The 14,337-nt window shown below is 72.0% G+C and carries 17 protein-coding genes and 1 pseudogene; 13 read left to right on the top strand and 5 right to left on the bottom strand.

The window, feature by feature from the left end; all coding sequences use genetic code 11:
- Positions 1-198 precede the first annotated feature (198 nt).
- The 11 genes from ACIPXB_RS01855 (at position 199) to ACIPXB_RS01805 (ending at position 8,910) form a co-directional block, all read left to right on the top strand.
- Positions 199-843 carry a CBS domain-containing protein gene (locus ACIPXB_RS01855; protein ID WP_401443219.1) on the top strand — a complete coding sequence of 215 codons (645 nt, stop codon included), beginning with the start codon at positions 199-201 and terminating at the stop codon, positions 841-843.
- 128 nt (positions 844-971) lie between these two features.
- On the top strand, positions 972-1,694 hold the full coding sequence (locus ACIPXB_RS01850) for a response regulator (RefSeq protein WP_401443216.1): 723 nt from the start codon (positions 972-974) through the stop codon (positions 1,692-1,694).
- Between the two features lie 117 nt (positions 1,695-1,811).
- Complete coding sequence (locus ACIPXB_RS01845) at positions 1,812-2,471, top strand: CBS domain-containing protein (protein WP_401443213.1); 660 nt, start codon at positions 1,812-1,814, stop codon at positions 2,469-2,471.
- Between the two features lie 134 nt (positions 2,472-2,605).
- A complete protein-coding gene (locus ACIPXB_RS01840; protein WP_401443210.1) occupies positions 2,606-3,079 on the top strand; it encodes a CBS domain-containing protein in 474 nt (157 codons plus the stop codon).
- Between the two features lie 259 nt (positions 3,080-3,338).
- Entirely contained in the window at positions 3,339-3,476 is a 138-nt protein-coding gene (locus ACIPXB_RS01835) for a hypothetical protein (protein WP_401443207.1), read from the top strand.
- Positions 3,477-3,527: 51 nt separating this feature from the next.
- Positions 3,528-4,049 carry a hydrogenase maturation protease gene (locus ACIPXB_RS01830; RefSeq protein WP_401443204.1) on the top strand — a complete coding sequence of 174 codons (522 nt, stop codon included), beginning with the start codon at positions 3,528-3,530 and terminating at the stop codon, positions 4,047-4,049.
- A 201-nt stretch (positions 4,050-4,250) separates the two neighbouring features.
- Positions 4,251-5,420 (top strand): 4Fe-4S dicluster domain-containing protein, encoded by a 1,170-nt coding sequence (locus ACIPXB_RS01825; protein ID WP_401443201.1) that lies wholly within the window; start codon positions 4,251-4,253, stop codon positions 5,418-5,420.
- Positions 5,421-5,479: 59 nt separating this feature from the next.
- The gene (locus ACIPXB_RS01820) at positions 5,480-5,890 is read left to right on the top strand and encodes a cyclic nucleotide-binding domain-containing protein (RefSeq protein ID WP_401444384.1); all 411 of its coding nucleotides are present in this window, start codon (positions 5,480-5,482) and stop codon (positions 5,888-5,890) included.
- The gene (locus tag ACIPXB_RS01815; protein WP_401443198.1) at positions 5,887-6,693 is read left to right on the top strand and encodes an FAD/NAD(P)-binding protein; all 807 of its coding nucleotides are present in this window, start codon (positions 5,887-5,889) and stop codon (positions 6,691-6,693) included. Before ACIPXB_RS01820 ends, ACIPXB_RS01815 begins: the two co-directional genes overlap by 4 nt.
- Position 6,694: 1 nt before the next feature.
- Positions 6,695-7,507: an oxidoreductase gene (locus ACIPXB_RS01810; protein ID WP_401443195.1), complete on the top strand. Its 813-nt coding sequence runs from the start codon at positions 6,695-6,697 to the stop codon at positions 7,505-7,507.
- Positions 7,504-8,910 (top strand): Ni/Fe hydrogenase subunit alpha, encoded by a 1,407-nt coding sequence (locus ACIPXB_RS01805; RefSeq protein ID WP_401443192.1) that lies wholly within the window; start codon positions 7,504-7,506, stop codon positions 8,908-8,910. The genes ACIPXB_RS01810 and ACIPXB_RS01805 overlap by 4 nt, the downstream gene beginning before the upstream one ends.
- Positions 8,911-8,981: 71 nt before the next feature.
- Here ACIPXB_RS01805 and ACIPXB_RS01800 read toward each other — a convergent pair whose 3' ends face one another.
- Together ACIPXB_RS01800 and ACIPXB_RS01795 are read right to left on the bottom strand one after the other, a co-directional pair.
- Positions 8,982-9,485, bottom strand: coding sequence for a flavodoxin domain-containing protein (locus ACIPXB_RS01800; protein WP_401443189.1), 504 nt, complete (start codon positions 9,483-9,485; stop codon positions 8,982-8,984).
- Entirely contained in the window at positions 9,482-9,940 is a 459-nt protein-coding gene (locus ACIPXB_RS01795; RefSeq protein ID WP_401443186.1) for an Hsp20/alpha crystallin family protein, read from the bottom strand. The genes ACIPXB_RS01800 and ACIPXB_RS01795 overlap by 4 nt, the downstream gene beginning before the upstream one ends.
- A gap of 161 nt (positions 9,941-10,101) precedes the next feature.
- Between ACIPXB_RS01795 and ACIPXB_RS01790 the strand changes: the two are divergent.
- Positions 10,102-10,245 (top strand): annotated as a pseudogene (locus ACIPXB_RS01790) (nicotinate phosphoribosyltransferase); the annotation flags it as partial.
- 292 nt (positions 10,246-10,537) lie between these two features.
- Here ACIPXB_RS01790 and ACIPXB_RS01785 read toward each other — a convergent pair.
- The 3 genes from ACIPXB_RS01785 to ACIPXB_RS01775 form a co-directional block, all read right to left on the bottom strand.
- Positions 10,538-11,248 carry a helix-turn-helix domain-containing protein gene (locus tag ACIPXB_RS01785; RefSeq protein WP_401443183.1) on the bottom strand — a complete coding sequence of 237 codons (711 nt, stop codon included), beginning with the start codon at positions 11,246-11,248 and terminating at the stop codon, positions 10,538-10,540.
- A 140-nt stretch (positions 11,249-11,388) separates the two neighbouring features.
- Positions 11,389-13,095 (bottom strand): SulP family inorganic anion transporter, encoded by a 1,707-nt coding sequence (locus ACIPXB_RS01780; protein WP_401443180.1) that lies wholly within the window; start codon positions 13,093-13,095, stop codon positions 11,389-11,391.
- A gap of 106 nt (positions 13,096-13,201) precedes the next feature.
- The gene (locus ACIPXB_RS01775) at positions 13,202-13,660 is read right to left on the bottom strand and encodes a pyridoxamine 5'-phosphate oxidase family protein (RefSeq protein WP_401443177.1); all 459 of its coding nucleotides are present in this window, start codon (positions 13,658-13,660) and stop codon (positions 13,202-13,204) included.
- 211 nt (positions 13,661-13,871) lie between these two features.
- On the opposite strand from ACIPXB_RS01775, the gene ACIPXB_RS01770 reads away from it, so the two are divergent.
- Positions 13,872-14,336: a Crp/Fnr family transcriptional regulator gene (locus tag ACIPXB_RS01770; RefSeq protein WP_401443174.1), complete on the top strand. Its 465-nt coding sequence runs from the start codon at positions 13,872-13,874 to the stop codon at positions 14,334-14,336.
- The last annotated feature ends 1 nt before the right edge of the window (position 14,337 follow it).

Here is a 14,337-nt window from a genome sequence, read left to right as displayed (position 1 = left end):
GTCCGCCCTCCCCTCATCGTGGACTCCCTGAAGCACACCGGCCACGCCGACCCGGGGCCACTCGGACCTCCGCTCTGACCCACAGGGCCCCTGCGCGGGCAGTGCTCGGGTGCTCAGATGGAAGAAGGGTCCGACCCGACCTGCACGCCATCACGGGAGCGGCAGGTTCCCTGACCGAACACGGCGAAGGAGCCGGTCATGCCCGCATCTCGCTACATCGTCAGTGACGTCATGACGCACACCGCGATCGCCATCGGCCGCGAGGCTTCCTACAAGGAGATCGTCGAACTGATGCACGCATGGAAGGTGAGTGCGGTGCCCGTCCTGGAAGGTGAGGGCCGCGTCGTCGGAGTCGTCTCCGAGGCCGACCTGCTGCCGAAGGAGGAGTTCCGACGCGAGGAGCCCCACCTCCCGGACCAGCTGGACGAGGCCTCCAAAGCGGGTGGCGTACTCGCCGAGGACCTGATGTCGAGTCCGGCGGTCACCGTCCACCCGGACGCCACCATTGCCGAGGCGGCCCGCATCATGGCCCGCAGGCACGTCAAGCGCCTGCCGGTGGTGAACGAGGTCGGCATGCTGGAGGGTGTCGTCAGCCGCAGCGACCTGCTGAAAGTCTTCCTGCGCCCCGACGAGGAGCTGGCAGAGGAGATCCGCCAGGCCGTGCTCACCGAACTCGCCCCCGGCCTTCCGCTGGACTTCACCGTGGAGGAGGGTGTCGTCACCCTCCGCGGACCGCTGCACGACCGGGCCCTGCTTCCCCTCCTTGCCCGCGCCATCCGCGCCGTCGAAGGGGTCGTCGACGTCCGGATGGAACTCGACGGGGCGGTGTCGGCCGGCGCGTAGGTCGGCGTGGACAGCGTCCGGCGCGAGAGCAGCCCCGGGCCTGCCTCGGTTCGAGGGTGCGCAGCACGCTTCTCCTGAGACAATGCGGGGGACAGCGTACGTAGCGTGATCCGGATCAGGCGGCGACCATGTCCGACGCACCGAGTGCCTCCCCCGAGGCGCCGATCAAGGTGTTCCTCCTCGACGACCACGAGGTGGTCCGCCGTGGACTGCGGGACCTCCTCGACGCCGAGCCCGACATCACCGTCGTGGGCGAGGCCGGCAGCGCCGAGCAGGCACTGGCCCGGGGGCCGGCGCTCCGTCCCGACGTCGCCGTGCTCGACGTCCGGCTGCCCGACAGCGACGGCATCACCGTCTGCCGGGAGCTGCGCTCGCGCATGCCGGAGCTGGCCTGCCTGATGCTGACCTCGTTCGACGACGAGGACGCCCTGCTGGACGCGATCATGGCGGGGGCGGCCGGATACGTGCTCAAGCAGATCAAGGGATCGGACCTCGTCTCCGCCGTCCGGATGGTGGCCACCGGCCAGTCCATGCTCGACCCGGCCACCACCGCGCGCCTGATGCACTCCCTGCGCGACCCGGAAGCCGCCAAGGACCCCGAGGACGCGCGGCTCGCCACCCTGTCGGAGCGGGAACGGGCAGTCCTGGAACTGATCGGCGACGGCCTCACCAACCGCCAGATCGCCAAGCAGCTCTACCTCTCGGAGAAGACGGTCAAGAACCACATCTCCAGGCTTCTGGGCAAGCTGGGCGTGGAACGCCGGGTACAGGCGGCTGTGATCGCCGCGCAGGTCCACGGCCAGGGACACCCCGGCGGAACCACACCGAAAACCGATCGTCACACTAAGTGACATGCATCCGCCGCGTGCAGTCAGACCGGTCGACCCCGCGGGGATGTCGCGTCCCGTCTCCACTCCCAGGTGCCGGGCTGACGGCGACGCCCCGGCGGGAGACGGAAGGAGATCACGGTGAGGCACAGAGAAGTGGGCGAACTGATGACACGCGAGGTCGTCACGGTTCCCCGGCGCGCGACGTTCAAGGACATCGTGCGGACACTCGGCGAGCACAGGGTGTCCGCGGTGGCGGTGACCGACGACGACGGCCACCCGCTCGGCGTGATCTCCGAGAGCGACCTGCTGCCGAAGACCGCCGACCAAGGCGACTGGTTCAGCTCGCTGCCCCACCCCGAACCCTGGGAGAGCGGCAAGGCCGCCGGCACGAAGGCGGAGGAGCTGATGTCGGCGCCGGCCGTCTGCGCGCGGCCGGACTGGACGGTGGCGGAGGCCGCCCGGCTCATGGAGAGCCAGCAGGTCAAGAGGCTGCTGGTCGTCGACGGTGCCGACGTCCTGGTGGGCATCGTCACCCGTGGCGACCTGCTGCGGATCTTCCTGCGCGAGGACGACGCCATCCGCCACGAGATCACCGCGGATGTCCTCGACAGGACCTTGCACCTGGAGCCCACCGCGGTGTCCGTCGAGGTGGTGGACGGGCAGGTGACCCTGCACGGCGCCGTGCGCTTCCGGAGCCTCGTCCCCGTCGTCGAGCGGCTGTGCCGAACCGTCGACGGCGTCGTCCGGGTCACGGAGCACCTCGCCTGGGAGACGGACGACACCGGCACGGGACGCTGATCCGACCAGGTCGCTCGCCGACTGTCGGCTCAGACCGTACTGCTGCACGCCCTCGCCCGGCATGGCGCCCCGATCTACGGTGAAACGCGAAGGAGCCAGTGGGAAGGAGCTGGACGATGAACGTGTCCGCATCCATGTCCGCGCCCGCGGTGTCCGTCGACGGCACGACGACCATCGGTGAGGCGGCCCGCCAGATGGACGTCCATGGCGTCGGCTGCCTTGTCGTGACGGAGAGCGATGTGCTGCGCGGCATCGTCACCGACCGTGACATCGCAGTCCGTGCCGTGGCAGCAGGGCTCGACCACGACGAGCCGGTGGCGAAGATCATGACCACCCCGACCGTCACCGTCGACGCGGCCGACGACATCCACGCGGCCTATCGAACGTTCCGCAACAGCGGCGTCCGGCGGCTGCCCGTTCTCGACGGACGGCGTGTCGTGGGCATGTTGACGGTGGACGACCTGTTGATGGACGTCTTCCGGAGGGTGGCGGACCTGCTCGGCCCGGTCGCCTGGAGCGTGCTCGAGGAGCCTCCAGGCCCCCGGGACGAAATCGGCCCGCGCGCAGGAAAGGACGGAAAGAGTCCGCCCGCTTCTCGCGGATCCTGATTGTACGGTGCACGGCCGTCAGCCGCTTCTCCGCATCCTCACGGGACTCCTCCCGTCACCTTCATCACACCACGCGCCGCCGGCGGCCGCCAGGGCCGATTGGTCCCTTTCCGGCCCCGCTCAGCCCTCGCGCTCCGCGGGCGAGTGGGCCGCAGGTGGTCCGGCGGGGGGGCGCCTCCGACGTCGGGTGCTGGGCCCCGCCCGCCACCTGCCGCCCGGGCAGCCTCGTACCGCACCCGCGAAGGCGACCGGTGCGTCGATGCGGCACACCATCGCCTCCGTCGCCGACGATGGCGCCGACGGCGACGACGGCGACGACGGCGACGACGGCGACGACGGCGACGACGGCGAGCGACGAGCCTCGGGGGCGGATTGCGTGTCGCTGTCCAGCGCTTGAGGTGGCGCAGACCGGCACGGTGATGCCGTTGGGTCACGGGAGCAGGGATCGATGAAGCGACCAACCAGTACGGCGATCATCGGGATCGGCAACGAGTTCCGGCGGGATGACGGAGTCGGGTGGGCCGTCGTCTCCCTGCTGAGGGAGCGGGCCGCGCAGCGGCCTCTGCCTTCGGACACCCGTCTCGCGCAGTGCGACGGAGACCCCGGTCGGTTGATCACCCTCTGGGAGGACACCGGGCTGACCGTCCTCGTCGACGCCTGCTTTCCCCCCTCCGCGGTGCCCGGGCGGGTGCACCGGTGGTGTGCGGCCCCCGGCGATGTCCTGCGGGCGGCCGCTCCGGGGCGGCACAGCACGCACGGGTTCGGCCCGGCCGAGGCGTTGCGTCTCGCCGAGGCGCTCGGACGCGCTCCCGGTCACCTCATCGTGTACGCGGTCGAAGGAGCCGACCGTTCGCTGGGCACGGGGCTCACTCCTGCGGTGGCGTGCGCCGTTCCGAGTCTGGCCCGGCAGGTCGAAGCGGACGCCGAGCAGTACGGCGAGGCTCGGGCGCGCGGCCTCGGGGCAGGCTGAGCGGCGGGTCGGCTCGGGCTACGGCCCCGAGGGCAGGCCCGCCCGACGGAACACGCCAGACCGCTTCGCGGGTCGACGACCTCGCACCTGACATGCTGTCACGTATTGATCGCGCCTGTACGGCAGGCCGAGTGCAGTGGTCTGCGGCGGACGGTCCGGTCCTCCTCCACGACCGAGGCGTGCGAAAACGGAGGCCACACCATGACCGACGCCGCAGATGCCGGAGCCGTACTCACCCCCCAGCCCGATGCGGTGCTCGACCGCGACGGTCTGGACGCGCTCGTACGTGCCCTGAAACAGCGCGGCCGCACCGTGGTCGGCCCCACCGTGCGCGACGGCGCGATCCTCCTCGCCGAACTGGAATCGGCCGACGAACTGCCCTACGGGTGGGGCGTGGAGCTGGAAGCGGGCCGGTACCGGCTGCATCGGAGGGAGGACGGGGCCGCCTTCGCGCACAGCGCGGGACCGCAGTCGTGGAAGTCGTTCCTGCATCCCGAGCGCGTCCGTCAGTGGACCGCGGACCGCGGTCCCGGCGGCGGGATCACGGTCCACGAGGAGAGACATCAGGCCGTCTCCTACGCGTTCCTCGGAGTGAGGCCCTGTGACCTGCGGGCCATTCAGATCCTGGACCGCGTGATGTCCGGCGGCCGGTACCGCGATCCCGCCTACCTCTCCCGGCGCACCGGGGCCTTCCTGATCGCGGTCGAGTGCACCGAACCGGGTGCCACCTGCTTCTGCGTCTCGATGGGCACGGGTCCGGCCGCGGACACCGGGTACGACCTCGCCCTCACCGAAGTCGTCGACGACGCCGGCCATCGCTTCCTGTGCCGCAGCGGAAGCGCGGAAGGAGCCGCGGTGCTCGCGGAGATCCCGCGCCGGAGCGCCGACGACCCCACCCGTACCGCCGCGGCCGACGCCGTGCGCGCGGCAGCCGACCGTATGGGCCGGTCCATGCCGCCGGTGGACCTGCGCACACTGATGCGCGACAACCTGGAGGCGGAGCGCTGGGACGACGTCACCGCCCGGTGCCTGAGCTGCGGGAACTGCACCATGGTCTGCCCCACCTGCTTCTGCACCACCACAGAGGACATCACCGACCTGACCGGCGACCACGCCGAACGCTGGCGCCGCTGGGACTCCTGCTACGACCTGGACTTCTCCCTTCTCCACGGCGGACCGGTCCGGGCCACCCCGCGCAGCCGCTACCGTCAGTGGCTCACCCACAAGCTGGGCACCTGGCACGACCAGTTCGACAGCTCCGGCTGTGTCGGCTGCGGGCGGTGCATCGTCTGGTGCCCCACCGGCATCGACCTCACCGAGGAGGCCCACGCCCTGCACCAGGAGGCCTCGCAGAGGGAGAGCGCACCGTGACCCCGCAGCCGGACGTGGGAGTGCTCGCCGCCCTGCCCGCGGAGCACCATGGGCGGCTGATGGCCCTCGCCCGCGAGACCGCTTTCCCGGGCGCCACGCGGATCTTCGAGGAGGGTGAGAGGGCGGACCGCTTCTGGATCATCCGCTCGGGCACGGTGGCACTCGACGTCCAGGTACCCGGCCGCGGGCGCTCGGTCGTCGAGACCGTCGGTGCGGGCGCCCTGCTCGGCTGGTCCTGGCTGTTCCCGCCTCAGCAGTGGCACCTGGGGGCCGAGACCCGGGAGCCCGTCCGCGCCTGGCAGTTCGACGCGGGCGCGGTGAGAGACCTGTGCGCCGAGGACCCGGTGCTGGGTCTGGCGCTGGTCACGGTCGTCGCCGAGACCATCGGCGACCGACTCAGGGCCACCCGGACCCGGCTGCTCGACCTGTACGGACCGCAGGGATCCCGGGCGAGCGGGCCGACGCCATGACGCTCGTCCCCCTTCCCTATCGTGTGGTGGACCGCCGGGCAGAGACGCACGACACGGTCACGCTCGTACTGGAGCCGGCCGGAGAGGCTCTGAACCCCTTCGCACCGGGCCAGTTCGCGATGGTCTACGCGTTCGGCGTCGGCGAGGTCCCGGTGTCCGTGTCCCGGCTCCCCGGCGGGCACCGGCTGGCGCACACGGTCCGCGCCGTCGGAGCCGTCTCCCGGGCGCTGTGCGGCCTGTCGGCCGGCGCGGCGGTCGGTGTGCGCGGCCCGTTCGGCACGGACTGGGACGCGGCCGTGGCCCGCGGCCAGGACCTGCTGGTCGTCGGTGGCGGCATCGGACTCGCCCCGCTGCGTCCTCTGATCGACAGCGTCCTGGCCGAGCCGCATGCGTATGGGCGGCTGAATGTCCTCGCCGGAGCCAGGACCCCCGGTGATCTGCTCTACCAGGACGAGTTCCCTGCCTGGAGACGACCGTTCGGCGCCGCCACGGTCGACCGGCCCTCCGGTGACTGGACCGGCCGGGTCGGAGTCGTCACCACGCTGCTCGACGAGGCCTTGTTCACACCGGCGAACACCACCGCCTTCGTCTGCGGCCCCGACGTCATGATCCGCGCGACCGCCCGTGCCCTGATCCGTCGAGGGGTGCGCCCCGACCGCGTCCGGGTCTCCCTCGAACGCAACATGCGCTGCGCCACCGGCCACTGCGGACACTGCCAGCTCGGGCCCCTGCTGCTCTGCCGCGACGGCCCGGTGGTCCGCTACGACCGGGCCGAGCCCCTGCTCACCGTACGGGAACTGTGAGATGAGCACCCCCACCACACCCCAGCCCCACCGCCCCCGGCTCGGCGTGTTCAAGTTCGCCTCGTGCGACGGCTGTCAGCTCACCCTCCTCAACTGCGAGGACGAACTGATCGGCATCGCCGGCGAACTGGAGATCGCCCACTTCCTGGAAGCGTCCAGCGACATCGCGCCCGGCCCGTACGACCTCGCGCTCGTCGAGGGATCGGTCAGCACCCCCGAACACCTCGAACGCGTCCGACGCATCCGTGCGGACTCCCGCCACCTCGTCACCATCGGCGCCTGCGCCACGGCCGGAGGGATTCAGGCGCTGCGCAACTACGCCGACGTCGAGGAGTACCTGGCGACGGTCTACGCCCGCCCCGACTACATCGAGACCCTCGCGACCTCCACCCCGATCTCCGCCCACGTCCCCGTCGACTTCGAGCTGCGCGGCTGCCCCATCGACCGGGGCCAGCTCATCGAGGTCATCACCGCCTTCCTCGCCGGACGCAAGCCCGGCATCCCCGACCACTCCGTCTGCTTCGCCTGCAAGCGGCGCGGCAACGTCTGCGTCACCGTCGCCCACGGCACACCCTGCCTCGGCCCCGTCACCCATGCGGGCTGCGGAGCCCTGTGCCCGACCTACGGACGCGGCTGCTACGGCTGCTTCGGACCCGCAGGGACCACGAACCTGCCCGCGCTCCTTCCGATCCTGCGTCGCGACGGGATGGGCGACGAGGACATCGGCAGGTTCCTGCACACCTTCAACGTCACCGCCTTCACCGCCGTGGCGGGGCAGGAGCCGGGCACGGCAGAAGGGGAAGACCCCACATGAGCGAGCCCGCGACCGGGTCCCGGGTCCTGCGCGTCCCCGCCCTCACCCGTGTCGAGGGCGAGGCCGCGCTGCACCTGAGGATCCACGACGGCACCGTCGCCGAAGCCCGGCTCGACATCTACGAGCCACCGAGGTTCTTCGAAGCCTTCCTCCGGGGCCGCGCCCACACCGAGCCGCCCGACCTCACCTCGCGCATCTGCGGAATCTGCCCGGTCGCCTACCAACTGAGCGCGTGCCGGGCCGTCGAGAACGCGTGCGGCGCCGTCGTCGACGGCCAACTCGCCGCTCTGCGCCGCCTGCTGTACTGCGGTGAGTGGATCGAGAGCCAGACGCTCCACATCCATCTGCTGCACGCACCGGACTTCCTCGGCCACGACGACGTGATCAGCATGTCCCGCTCCCACCTGGCTCATGTCGAGCGCGGACTCCGCCTGAAGCAGACCGGCAACGCCATCGTCGAACTGCTCGGGGGACGCGCGATCCACCCCGTCAACGTCCGTCTCGGCGGTTTCCACCGCACCCCGACCCGCACGGAACTGCGCCCGTTGGCAGAGCGGCTGCGTACCGCCCTCGACGACGCCTGGGACACGGTGCGCTGGGTCGCGGGCTTCGACTTCCCCGACGCCGAGTGCACCGCCGACCTGCTGGCCCTCGCCGAGACCGGCACGTACGCCATCGAGTCCGGTGTCCCCACCGTGCTCCCGTACGGCGACGAGGCACCGCGCAGCTTTCCGCTCCGGGACTTTCGCGATCACGTCACCGAGGAGCAGGGCCCCCATTCCACTGCCCTGCGCTCCCGGCTGGACGGCCGAAGGCATCTCACCGGCTCCCTCGCCCGCTATGCGGTCAATGGCCACCTGCTGTCCCCACTGGCTCTGGCAGCGGCACGGGAGGCCGGACTCGGCGACCCTCCGCTGTGCTCGGCCGCGGCGGGCGCCGGACGGGGCGAGGTCTGCAGGAACCCGTACCGGAGCATCCTCGTCCGGGCCGTGGAGGTCCTGTACGCGGTGGAGGAAGCCCTGCGCATCATCGCGGAGTACGAGCGCCCGGCCCACCCGTACGTGGAGGTACCCGCCCGGGCCGGTGCCGGTCACGGTGCCACGGAGGCGCCACGCGGCCTGCTCTACCACCACTACGCGCTCGACGGCCAGGGCCGCATCACCGACGCCCGCATCGTCCCGCCGACCGCCCAGAACCAGGGCGCCATCGAGGAGGACCTGCGCCGCCTGGTCCAGGGCGGGCTCGACCGCGGCGAGGATTCCGAGGCCGAACTCGCCCGGCTGTGCGAGCGGGCCGTCCGCAACCACGACCCCTGCATCTCGTGCTCAGCCCATTTCCTGGACCTGGACATCGAGCGGGCTTCGCCCGGTGAGCAAGGGCGGCGACGGACCGACGGCACCTGACCACCGGAAGCGGGCCGGTCCCACCATGCGACCGACCCGCCTCCGGGCGGGCCGGTCACAGGGTCGGCCGTTCAGGCAGCCGTGGCGAGTTCGCTGCTGATGTGGTGGGCCCAGGTCTGGATCCGCTCCGGATTGCGGAAGTCGCCGCCCTTGCCGTGGCGGACCAGTGCCTTGGCGATGAGGCCCGGAGTGCTCGTGGTGATGCTGCCTCCGAACGTGACGTGTTCACGTGCGCCCAGCCGTTCCATCTGCCGGGCCACGGCCGGGACCGGCGGGATCTCGCGCTGCTCCGCGGAGCTGTCGACCGGGCCGCTGCTGAACAGGAAGACCGGACGGTGCTTGAGGTAGTGCTCGTTGCGTTCCGCGCAGTGCACCGCCTTGGCGCTCCAGCGGCCCGCGTACAGGCTCCCGCCGAGGACGACGGCATCGAAGCCGCGGACGTCGTCCACGTCGTCCGCCGGGAGCACCACGGCGTCGAGGCCGTCCTCGCGGAGGGTCCTGCCGATCTCCGACGCGATTCCGGCGGTCGCGCCGTGCTTGCTCCCATAGGCGACCAGAACCCTCTTCGCCGTCATGACGGCTCTCCCGTCTCCGTGCCCCGAGACCGCGTGATGGGGACACTGCGGCGGCCGGCGGGGGGTTCGGGCGCCATCGGTATCCGGACCGTGAGGATGCCGTCCTCGTACGCGGCCTCGACCCCCTCGGACGGGATCTGACCGGGCAGGCGGACACTGCGGCGGAAGGACCCGTAGCGGAACTCCGAGTGGTCCTTGTCCTCCGTGCTCTCGGTGTGCTCGGCGCTCACGGTGAGCATGTCTCCGTCGACAGTGATCTCGATGTCCTTCTCCGGGTCCATCCCGGGCATCTCGGCGCGGAGCGTGTACGTGCCCTCGTTCCTGCTCACCTCGATGGCGATCGGGTGCGCGTCGAGGGCCGGCCGCCACATCGGGAAGCGCGGGAAGTCGGCTCCGAACCAGTCCGTGAGGTCGGGGAAGAGGCTGCGCCTCCGTTCCATCTGCTGACCTGACATGGGGTGCTCCTGGATCTCCGGCGCCGTGCGAGGGGCGCATTCGTGCGGGTCTGTCGTCTCCACTGTCGTCCTGCCGCCGTCCGGTCCGCTTGGGCCTGTCGGGGCAGTGACGGGGCCGTTCGGCCCAGCGCACCCGGCGGCTCCGGGCGCATGCCGGAGGCATGTCCGAGGTGACCACGACAGACCTGTACGAGATCACGAGGGCGACGGCGTACCTGAACGAGGGCGAAAACGCGGAGGCGGCCTCCGGCCTCTTCGTAAGGGACCTGCCGCCGGGACGGGGCTTCCTCGTCGCCGCCGGCGTGACCTCGGGGAGCTCGCGCGCCGCTCCCGCGCCCGGCTGGACGCCGCGTACGAACGGGTGGCCCACGACGGCCGACCGGTCATGAAGCTGTCGTCGGCGAAGGTCACCGCCCCGGCACCCGAGCAGGTGTACCGGCGACCCGGGCAGGCGGACGTCATCGCCCTCCGTGACGAGAACCCTCCGCCGGGCGCCGGCCCCGGAGGTCTCGGAGCGGCTGTCCCGGCTCACGGGAGACGTGCGCGGACGGTTGCTCGCGGACCTCGTGGAGACGGATGCGGGTGCGGAGGACCGAATCAGGGATGGGACTTCACCCGGCGGCCCGTGAGCCGGACCGGGGTGAGTTTCATCCAGTGGGTACGCTCGCCGCCCGCCCAGGGTGTGAAGCGGGCGGCATCGGCCAGGCGCTCCAGTCCGTCGGGGTCGGTCGCCTCCTCCAGCACCCCCACGGCCAGGACGCTCCACGCCCGTGCCGCCACCTCGTCGATCCGCTCCACCTCGAAGGCGGCCTCGGTACCCGCGGCCCGTGCCAGCACGGTGCCGGCCGCCGTACGGAAGGCGACGTCTCCGGCGACGACCAGGTAGTTCACGGGGTGGACGGCTGGACCTTCGGGGGTGAAGACGGCCACGCGTCCGATACCCCGGACACCCAGCAGCCTCCGGCACTCTTCCTCGTCCAGAGCGACCGGCCGGGTCCCGGGCGCTCCGGGCGTCGCCCCGGGGGGATCGCGATCGGGTCCCGTGCCCGCCAGGGCGTCCACGGTGGTGCCGAGCGCATCGGCGAGACGTACGAGTGTCCCGATCGCCGGGAGGGCGACATGGTCCTCCAGCCAGGCGATGTAGTCCGCGTCGGCACCGCAGCGCTCCGCCAGCTCCTCGCGGCTCATCCCTGCCGCGGTTCGACGGGCCGCGAGCCGGCGCCCGAGATCGGTCCGGCCCTCCGTGTCCCGACCGGCGGACTCGTGGAGGGGAGGACGCCCGGGTCCGGGTCCACTGCTGGTGGTCATGACGTCATCGCTCCTCAAGCGGCTCCGTCGCCGCATCGTCCGCGGTCCGGCGGGAACGTGCCCTCCGTCCCTTCCCTGACACCGCCAGCGTGGCCCACCGCCGGCATCCCCGCATGGGCCGGTCGGTCCCCACCCGCCCGTCAGCCGTCCCCGCCGTCGTCTCCTGCCGTGCGCTGCCAGGCGCGGTACGCCGCGACTGCTGTGGGGAGGGTGGGGTAGATGTGTCCCGGACCGACGGCGGCCGTCAGACCGTAGGCGTCGAGGGGTTCGCGGAGGTCCTGCTTCACACGGGCGAGGGCGAACACAAGGCCTCTTCGTACGAGTTCGGACCGCAGGGCCTCGACGGCGTCGAGGGCGGTGATGTCGACCTCCACGTTGGCCTCGGTGTTGAGGACGAACCAGTGGACGGGTTCGTCCTGTGCGTCGACGGCGGCCAGGGCGCGGCGGCGGAAGTCCTCGGCGTTGGCGAAGAACAGCGGGGAGTCGTAGCGGTAGACGAGCAGGCCGGGAATGGTCCGTGCTTCCGGGTAGTCGTCGACGTCGTGCATGCCGGCCAGACCCGCGACCGTACCGAGGACCGCGTCATGCGGTCGGGCGACGCGGGCGAGGAGTTCCAGGACCGAGAGGGCCACCGCGACGAGGACGCCGTACAGGATGCCGAGGGCGAGGACGCCGGCGGTGCACCCGAGGGCGAGCAGCAGCTCGCGGCGCCGGAAGTCCGCGAGGCGGCGGAACTCTCCCGCCTCCACCAGACGCACCGCCGCGTAGACGACGATCGCGCCGAGGGCCGCGGTGGGGGTCAGGGCCAGCAGCGGGCCGAGGAAGAGCAGGACGGCGGCCACGCACCCGGCGCCGACCAGGGAATAGGCCTGCGTGCGCGCTCCGGCCGAGTCGGCGAGGGCGGTGCGGCTGGCGCTGCTGCTGACCGGGAACCCCTGCAGGACTCCGGCGCCGAGGTTGGCCGCGCCGAGGGCCAGCAGCTCACGGTTGGCGTCCAGCGGGTACGGGTCGTCGGCCCGGGCGAACGCGCGGGCGGTCAGCACGACGTCGGTGTAGCCGACGAGGAGGACACCGAGGGCCGGCAGGACCAGGTGGGCCAGGTCGGCCGGACGGGGCGGGTCGAAGCCGGGCAGGCCGGTCGGGACGGCGCCGATGACGTCGATGCCCGGGCCCTCGTCGAGGGCGAGGACCGCCACCACCGCCGTGGACAGCACGAGGACGATGAGGGGCCCGGGGAGGGCCCGCCACAGCAGGGGCAGGGTGAACAGCAGGAGCAGGCATCCGGCGGACAGGGCGGCCGTGGGCCCGTGAACCCCGGGCAGCTGCCGGAGGAACGAGAGCAGCTGGGGGAAGAACCCCGATCCGCCGCCCTCGGTCCCGGTGAGCCGGGGCAGCTGGTCCACGATCATGATGGCGGCGACTCCGGCCAGGTAGCCGACGAGCACGGGCCGGGAGAGGAGGTCGGCGAGGAAACCCAGCCGGACGGCCCAGGCGACCAGGCACAGCAGGCCGACGGCGACGGCAAGGGCGGCGGCGAGCCCCGCGTACCGTGCGGGATCGCCGGCCGCGAGCGGGCCGACGGCCACGGCTGTCATCAGGGCGGTGGTCGACTCCGGGCCGACCGACAGCAGCCGGGAGGAGCCGCTCACGGCGTACAGCACCATGGCCGGCAGGGCCGCCCACAGTCCGACGACCGGGGGCAGGCCGGCCACACCTGCATAGGCCATCACCTGCGGGACGAGGTAGGCGGCGACCGTGATCCCCGCCAGGACGTCACCGCGCAGCCGATCGGGCCGGTAGCCACGGAAGGCGGGCGGGACCGCAGCGCTCCGTCCGTGCTTCGGCATGGCACCTCCGGGCCTCGCTGCGGGCGGTTGCCGCACCATCGTGCCGTGTCCGGTCGCGTGCGGACGTCAAGCACGCGGGCGGATCGGGGAGTACGGTGCGGCCGTCTCAGTACAGCCGGAAGCCGGTGACCAGGCCGGGCGTGATGCGGATGGCTCCCGAGAACGTCCCGTCGCCCCATGACCGGAGGACATGTTCGTAGCGTTCCAGCTCGGCGGGGTCGGTGACGGCCGAGGCGTAGCCGGTGGCCACCACGCTCCAGCCGGCATGCGTCTCGGGATCGATGGTGTCGGCCTCGTACGCGACGACCACGCCCGCGCCTTCCTGTACCCCCATCAGGGCTGTCAGGGTCGCTCCGTCATCGGGCCGGATGATGATGTCGCCGGCGTCGAGAAGGTGATCGACGGGACGTACGGCGGGCAGCGCGTGCCGGGTGAAGACGATGCGCCCCAGCCGCACGCTGCCGAGCAGTTCCCACGCCTCCTCGGCGGCCAGCTCCACCCGCCGCCCCGGCACCTCGGGCGCGGCGTGGGCCCCGGCCCTGCCTGGCGGCTGGCTGCTGTGCATCCTCGGCCCCTCCGGTTCAGCGGGCGCGCCGGCCTCGGACGCCGCGACGGGCATGCCACGGATTCGTGAAGAGGCCGTCCACCCGCCAGCGTCCCGCCTTGGACGGAATGCGAGCATGGGCCGTTCGGGCCCGGGCAGGGACCACAGGGCCCATGCCGTGAACGCTCCGGCACGCCCAGACTGGGGACGGACTCGAATCAGGAGGCCGTCCATGAACATCCAGTCCCCCACCCGGATCGCCGCGGCACTGCCCGCGGACTGCCGGGCCCGCCTGATGGAGATGGCACGCGAGGTGAATTTCGCCGAGGGGACCCGTCTCTTCCGCGAGGGCGGCCACGCCGACCGGTTCTGGATCGTCCGGTCCGGCACCGTCACCCTGGACGTCCACGTGCCCGGCCGACGCGCCGCCGTCGTCGAGAGCCTCGGCGCCGGCGAGCTCGTCGGCTGCTCCTGGCTGTTCAAGCCCTACGCCTGGCGCCTGGGCGCCGAAGCGATGACACCCGTACGCGCGTACGAGTTCGACGCGGCGCGCGTGCGGCAGCTCATGGACGCCGACCCCGCGTTCGGCTCAGCCGTCGGCCACTGGGTCGGGCAGGTCCTCGCCCACCGCCTGCAGGCCACCCGGATCCGGCTGCTGGACCTGTACGCGCCCTACGGCAGCGGCAGCTTCCTGTAGC

Source organism: Streptomyces sp. NPDC090022, from assembly GCF_044748145.1.
Lineage (GTDB): Bacteria > Actinomycetota > Actinomycetes > Streptomycetales > Streptomycetaceae > Streptomyces.
Note: the sequence above shows the minus strand (reverse complement) of the source record. Positions and strands in the feature narration are given on the sequence as shown.

Coding starts and splice junctions, on each gene's coding strand:
- ACIPXB_RS01855 (WP_401443219.1), top strand. CDS start 199: ATGCCCGCATCTCGCTACATCGTCAGTGACGTCATGACGCACACCGCG.
- ACIPXB_RS01850 (WP_401443216.1), top strand. CDS start 972: ATGTCCGACGCACCGAGTGCCTCCCCCGAGGCGCCGATCAAGGTGTTC.
- ACIPXB_RS01840 (WP_401443210.1), top strand. CDS start 2,606: ATGTCCGCGCCCGCGGTGTCCGTCGACGGCACGACGACCATCGGTGAG.
- ACIPXB_RS01835 (WP_401443207.1), top strand. CDS start 3,339: ATGCGGCACACCATCGCCTCCGTCGCCGACGATGGCGCCGACGGCGAC.
- ACIPXB_RS01830 (WP_401443204.1), top strand. CDS start 3,528: ATGAAGCGACCAACCAGTACGGCGATCATCGGGATCGGCAACGAGTTC.
- ACIPXB_RS01825 (WP_401443201.1), top strand. CDS start 4,251: ATGACCGACGCCGCAGATGCCGGAGCCGTACTCACCCCCCAGCCCGAT.
- ACIPXB_RS01820 (WP_401444384.1), top strand. CDS start 5,480: ATGGCCCTCGCCCGCGAGACCGCTTTCCCGGGCGCCACGCGGATCTTC.
- ACIPXB_RS01815 (WP_401443198.1), top strand. CDS start 5,887: ATGACGCTCGTCCCCCTTCCCTATCGTGTGGTGGACCGCCGGGCAGAG.
- ACIPXB_RS01810 (WP_401443195.1), top strand. CDS start 6,695: ATGAGCACCCCCACCACACCCCAGCCCCACCGCCCCCGGCTCGGCGTG.
- ACIPXB_RS01805 (WP_401443192.1), top strand. CDS start 7,504: ATGAGCGAGCCCGCGACCGGGTCCCGGGTCCTGCGCGTCCCCGCCCTC.
- ACIPXB_RS01800 (WP_401443189.1), bottom strand. CDS start 9,485: ATGACGGCGAAGAGGGTTCTGGTCGCCTATGGGAGCAAGCACGGCGCG.
- ACIPXB_RS01795 (WP_401443186.1), bottom strand. CDS start 9,940: ATGTCAGGTCAGCAGATGGAACGGAGGCGCAGCCTCTTCCCCGACCTC.
- ACIPXB_RS01785 (WP_401443183.1), bottom strand. CDS start 11,248: ATGACCACCAGCAGTGGACCCGGACCCGGGCGTCCTCCCCTCCACGAG.
- ACIPXB_RS01780 (WP_401443180.1), bottom strand. CDS start 13,095: ATGCCGAAGCACGGACGGAGCGCTGCGGTCCCGCCCGCCTTCCGTGGC.
- ACIPXB_RS01775 (WP_401443177.1), bottom strand. CDS start 13,660: ATGCACAGCAGCCAGCCGCCAGGCAGGGCCGGGGCCCACGCCGCGCCC.
- ACIPXB_RS01770 (WP_401443174.1), top strand. CDS start 13,872: ATGAACATCCAGTCCCCCACCCGGATCGCCGCGGCACTGCCCGCGGAC.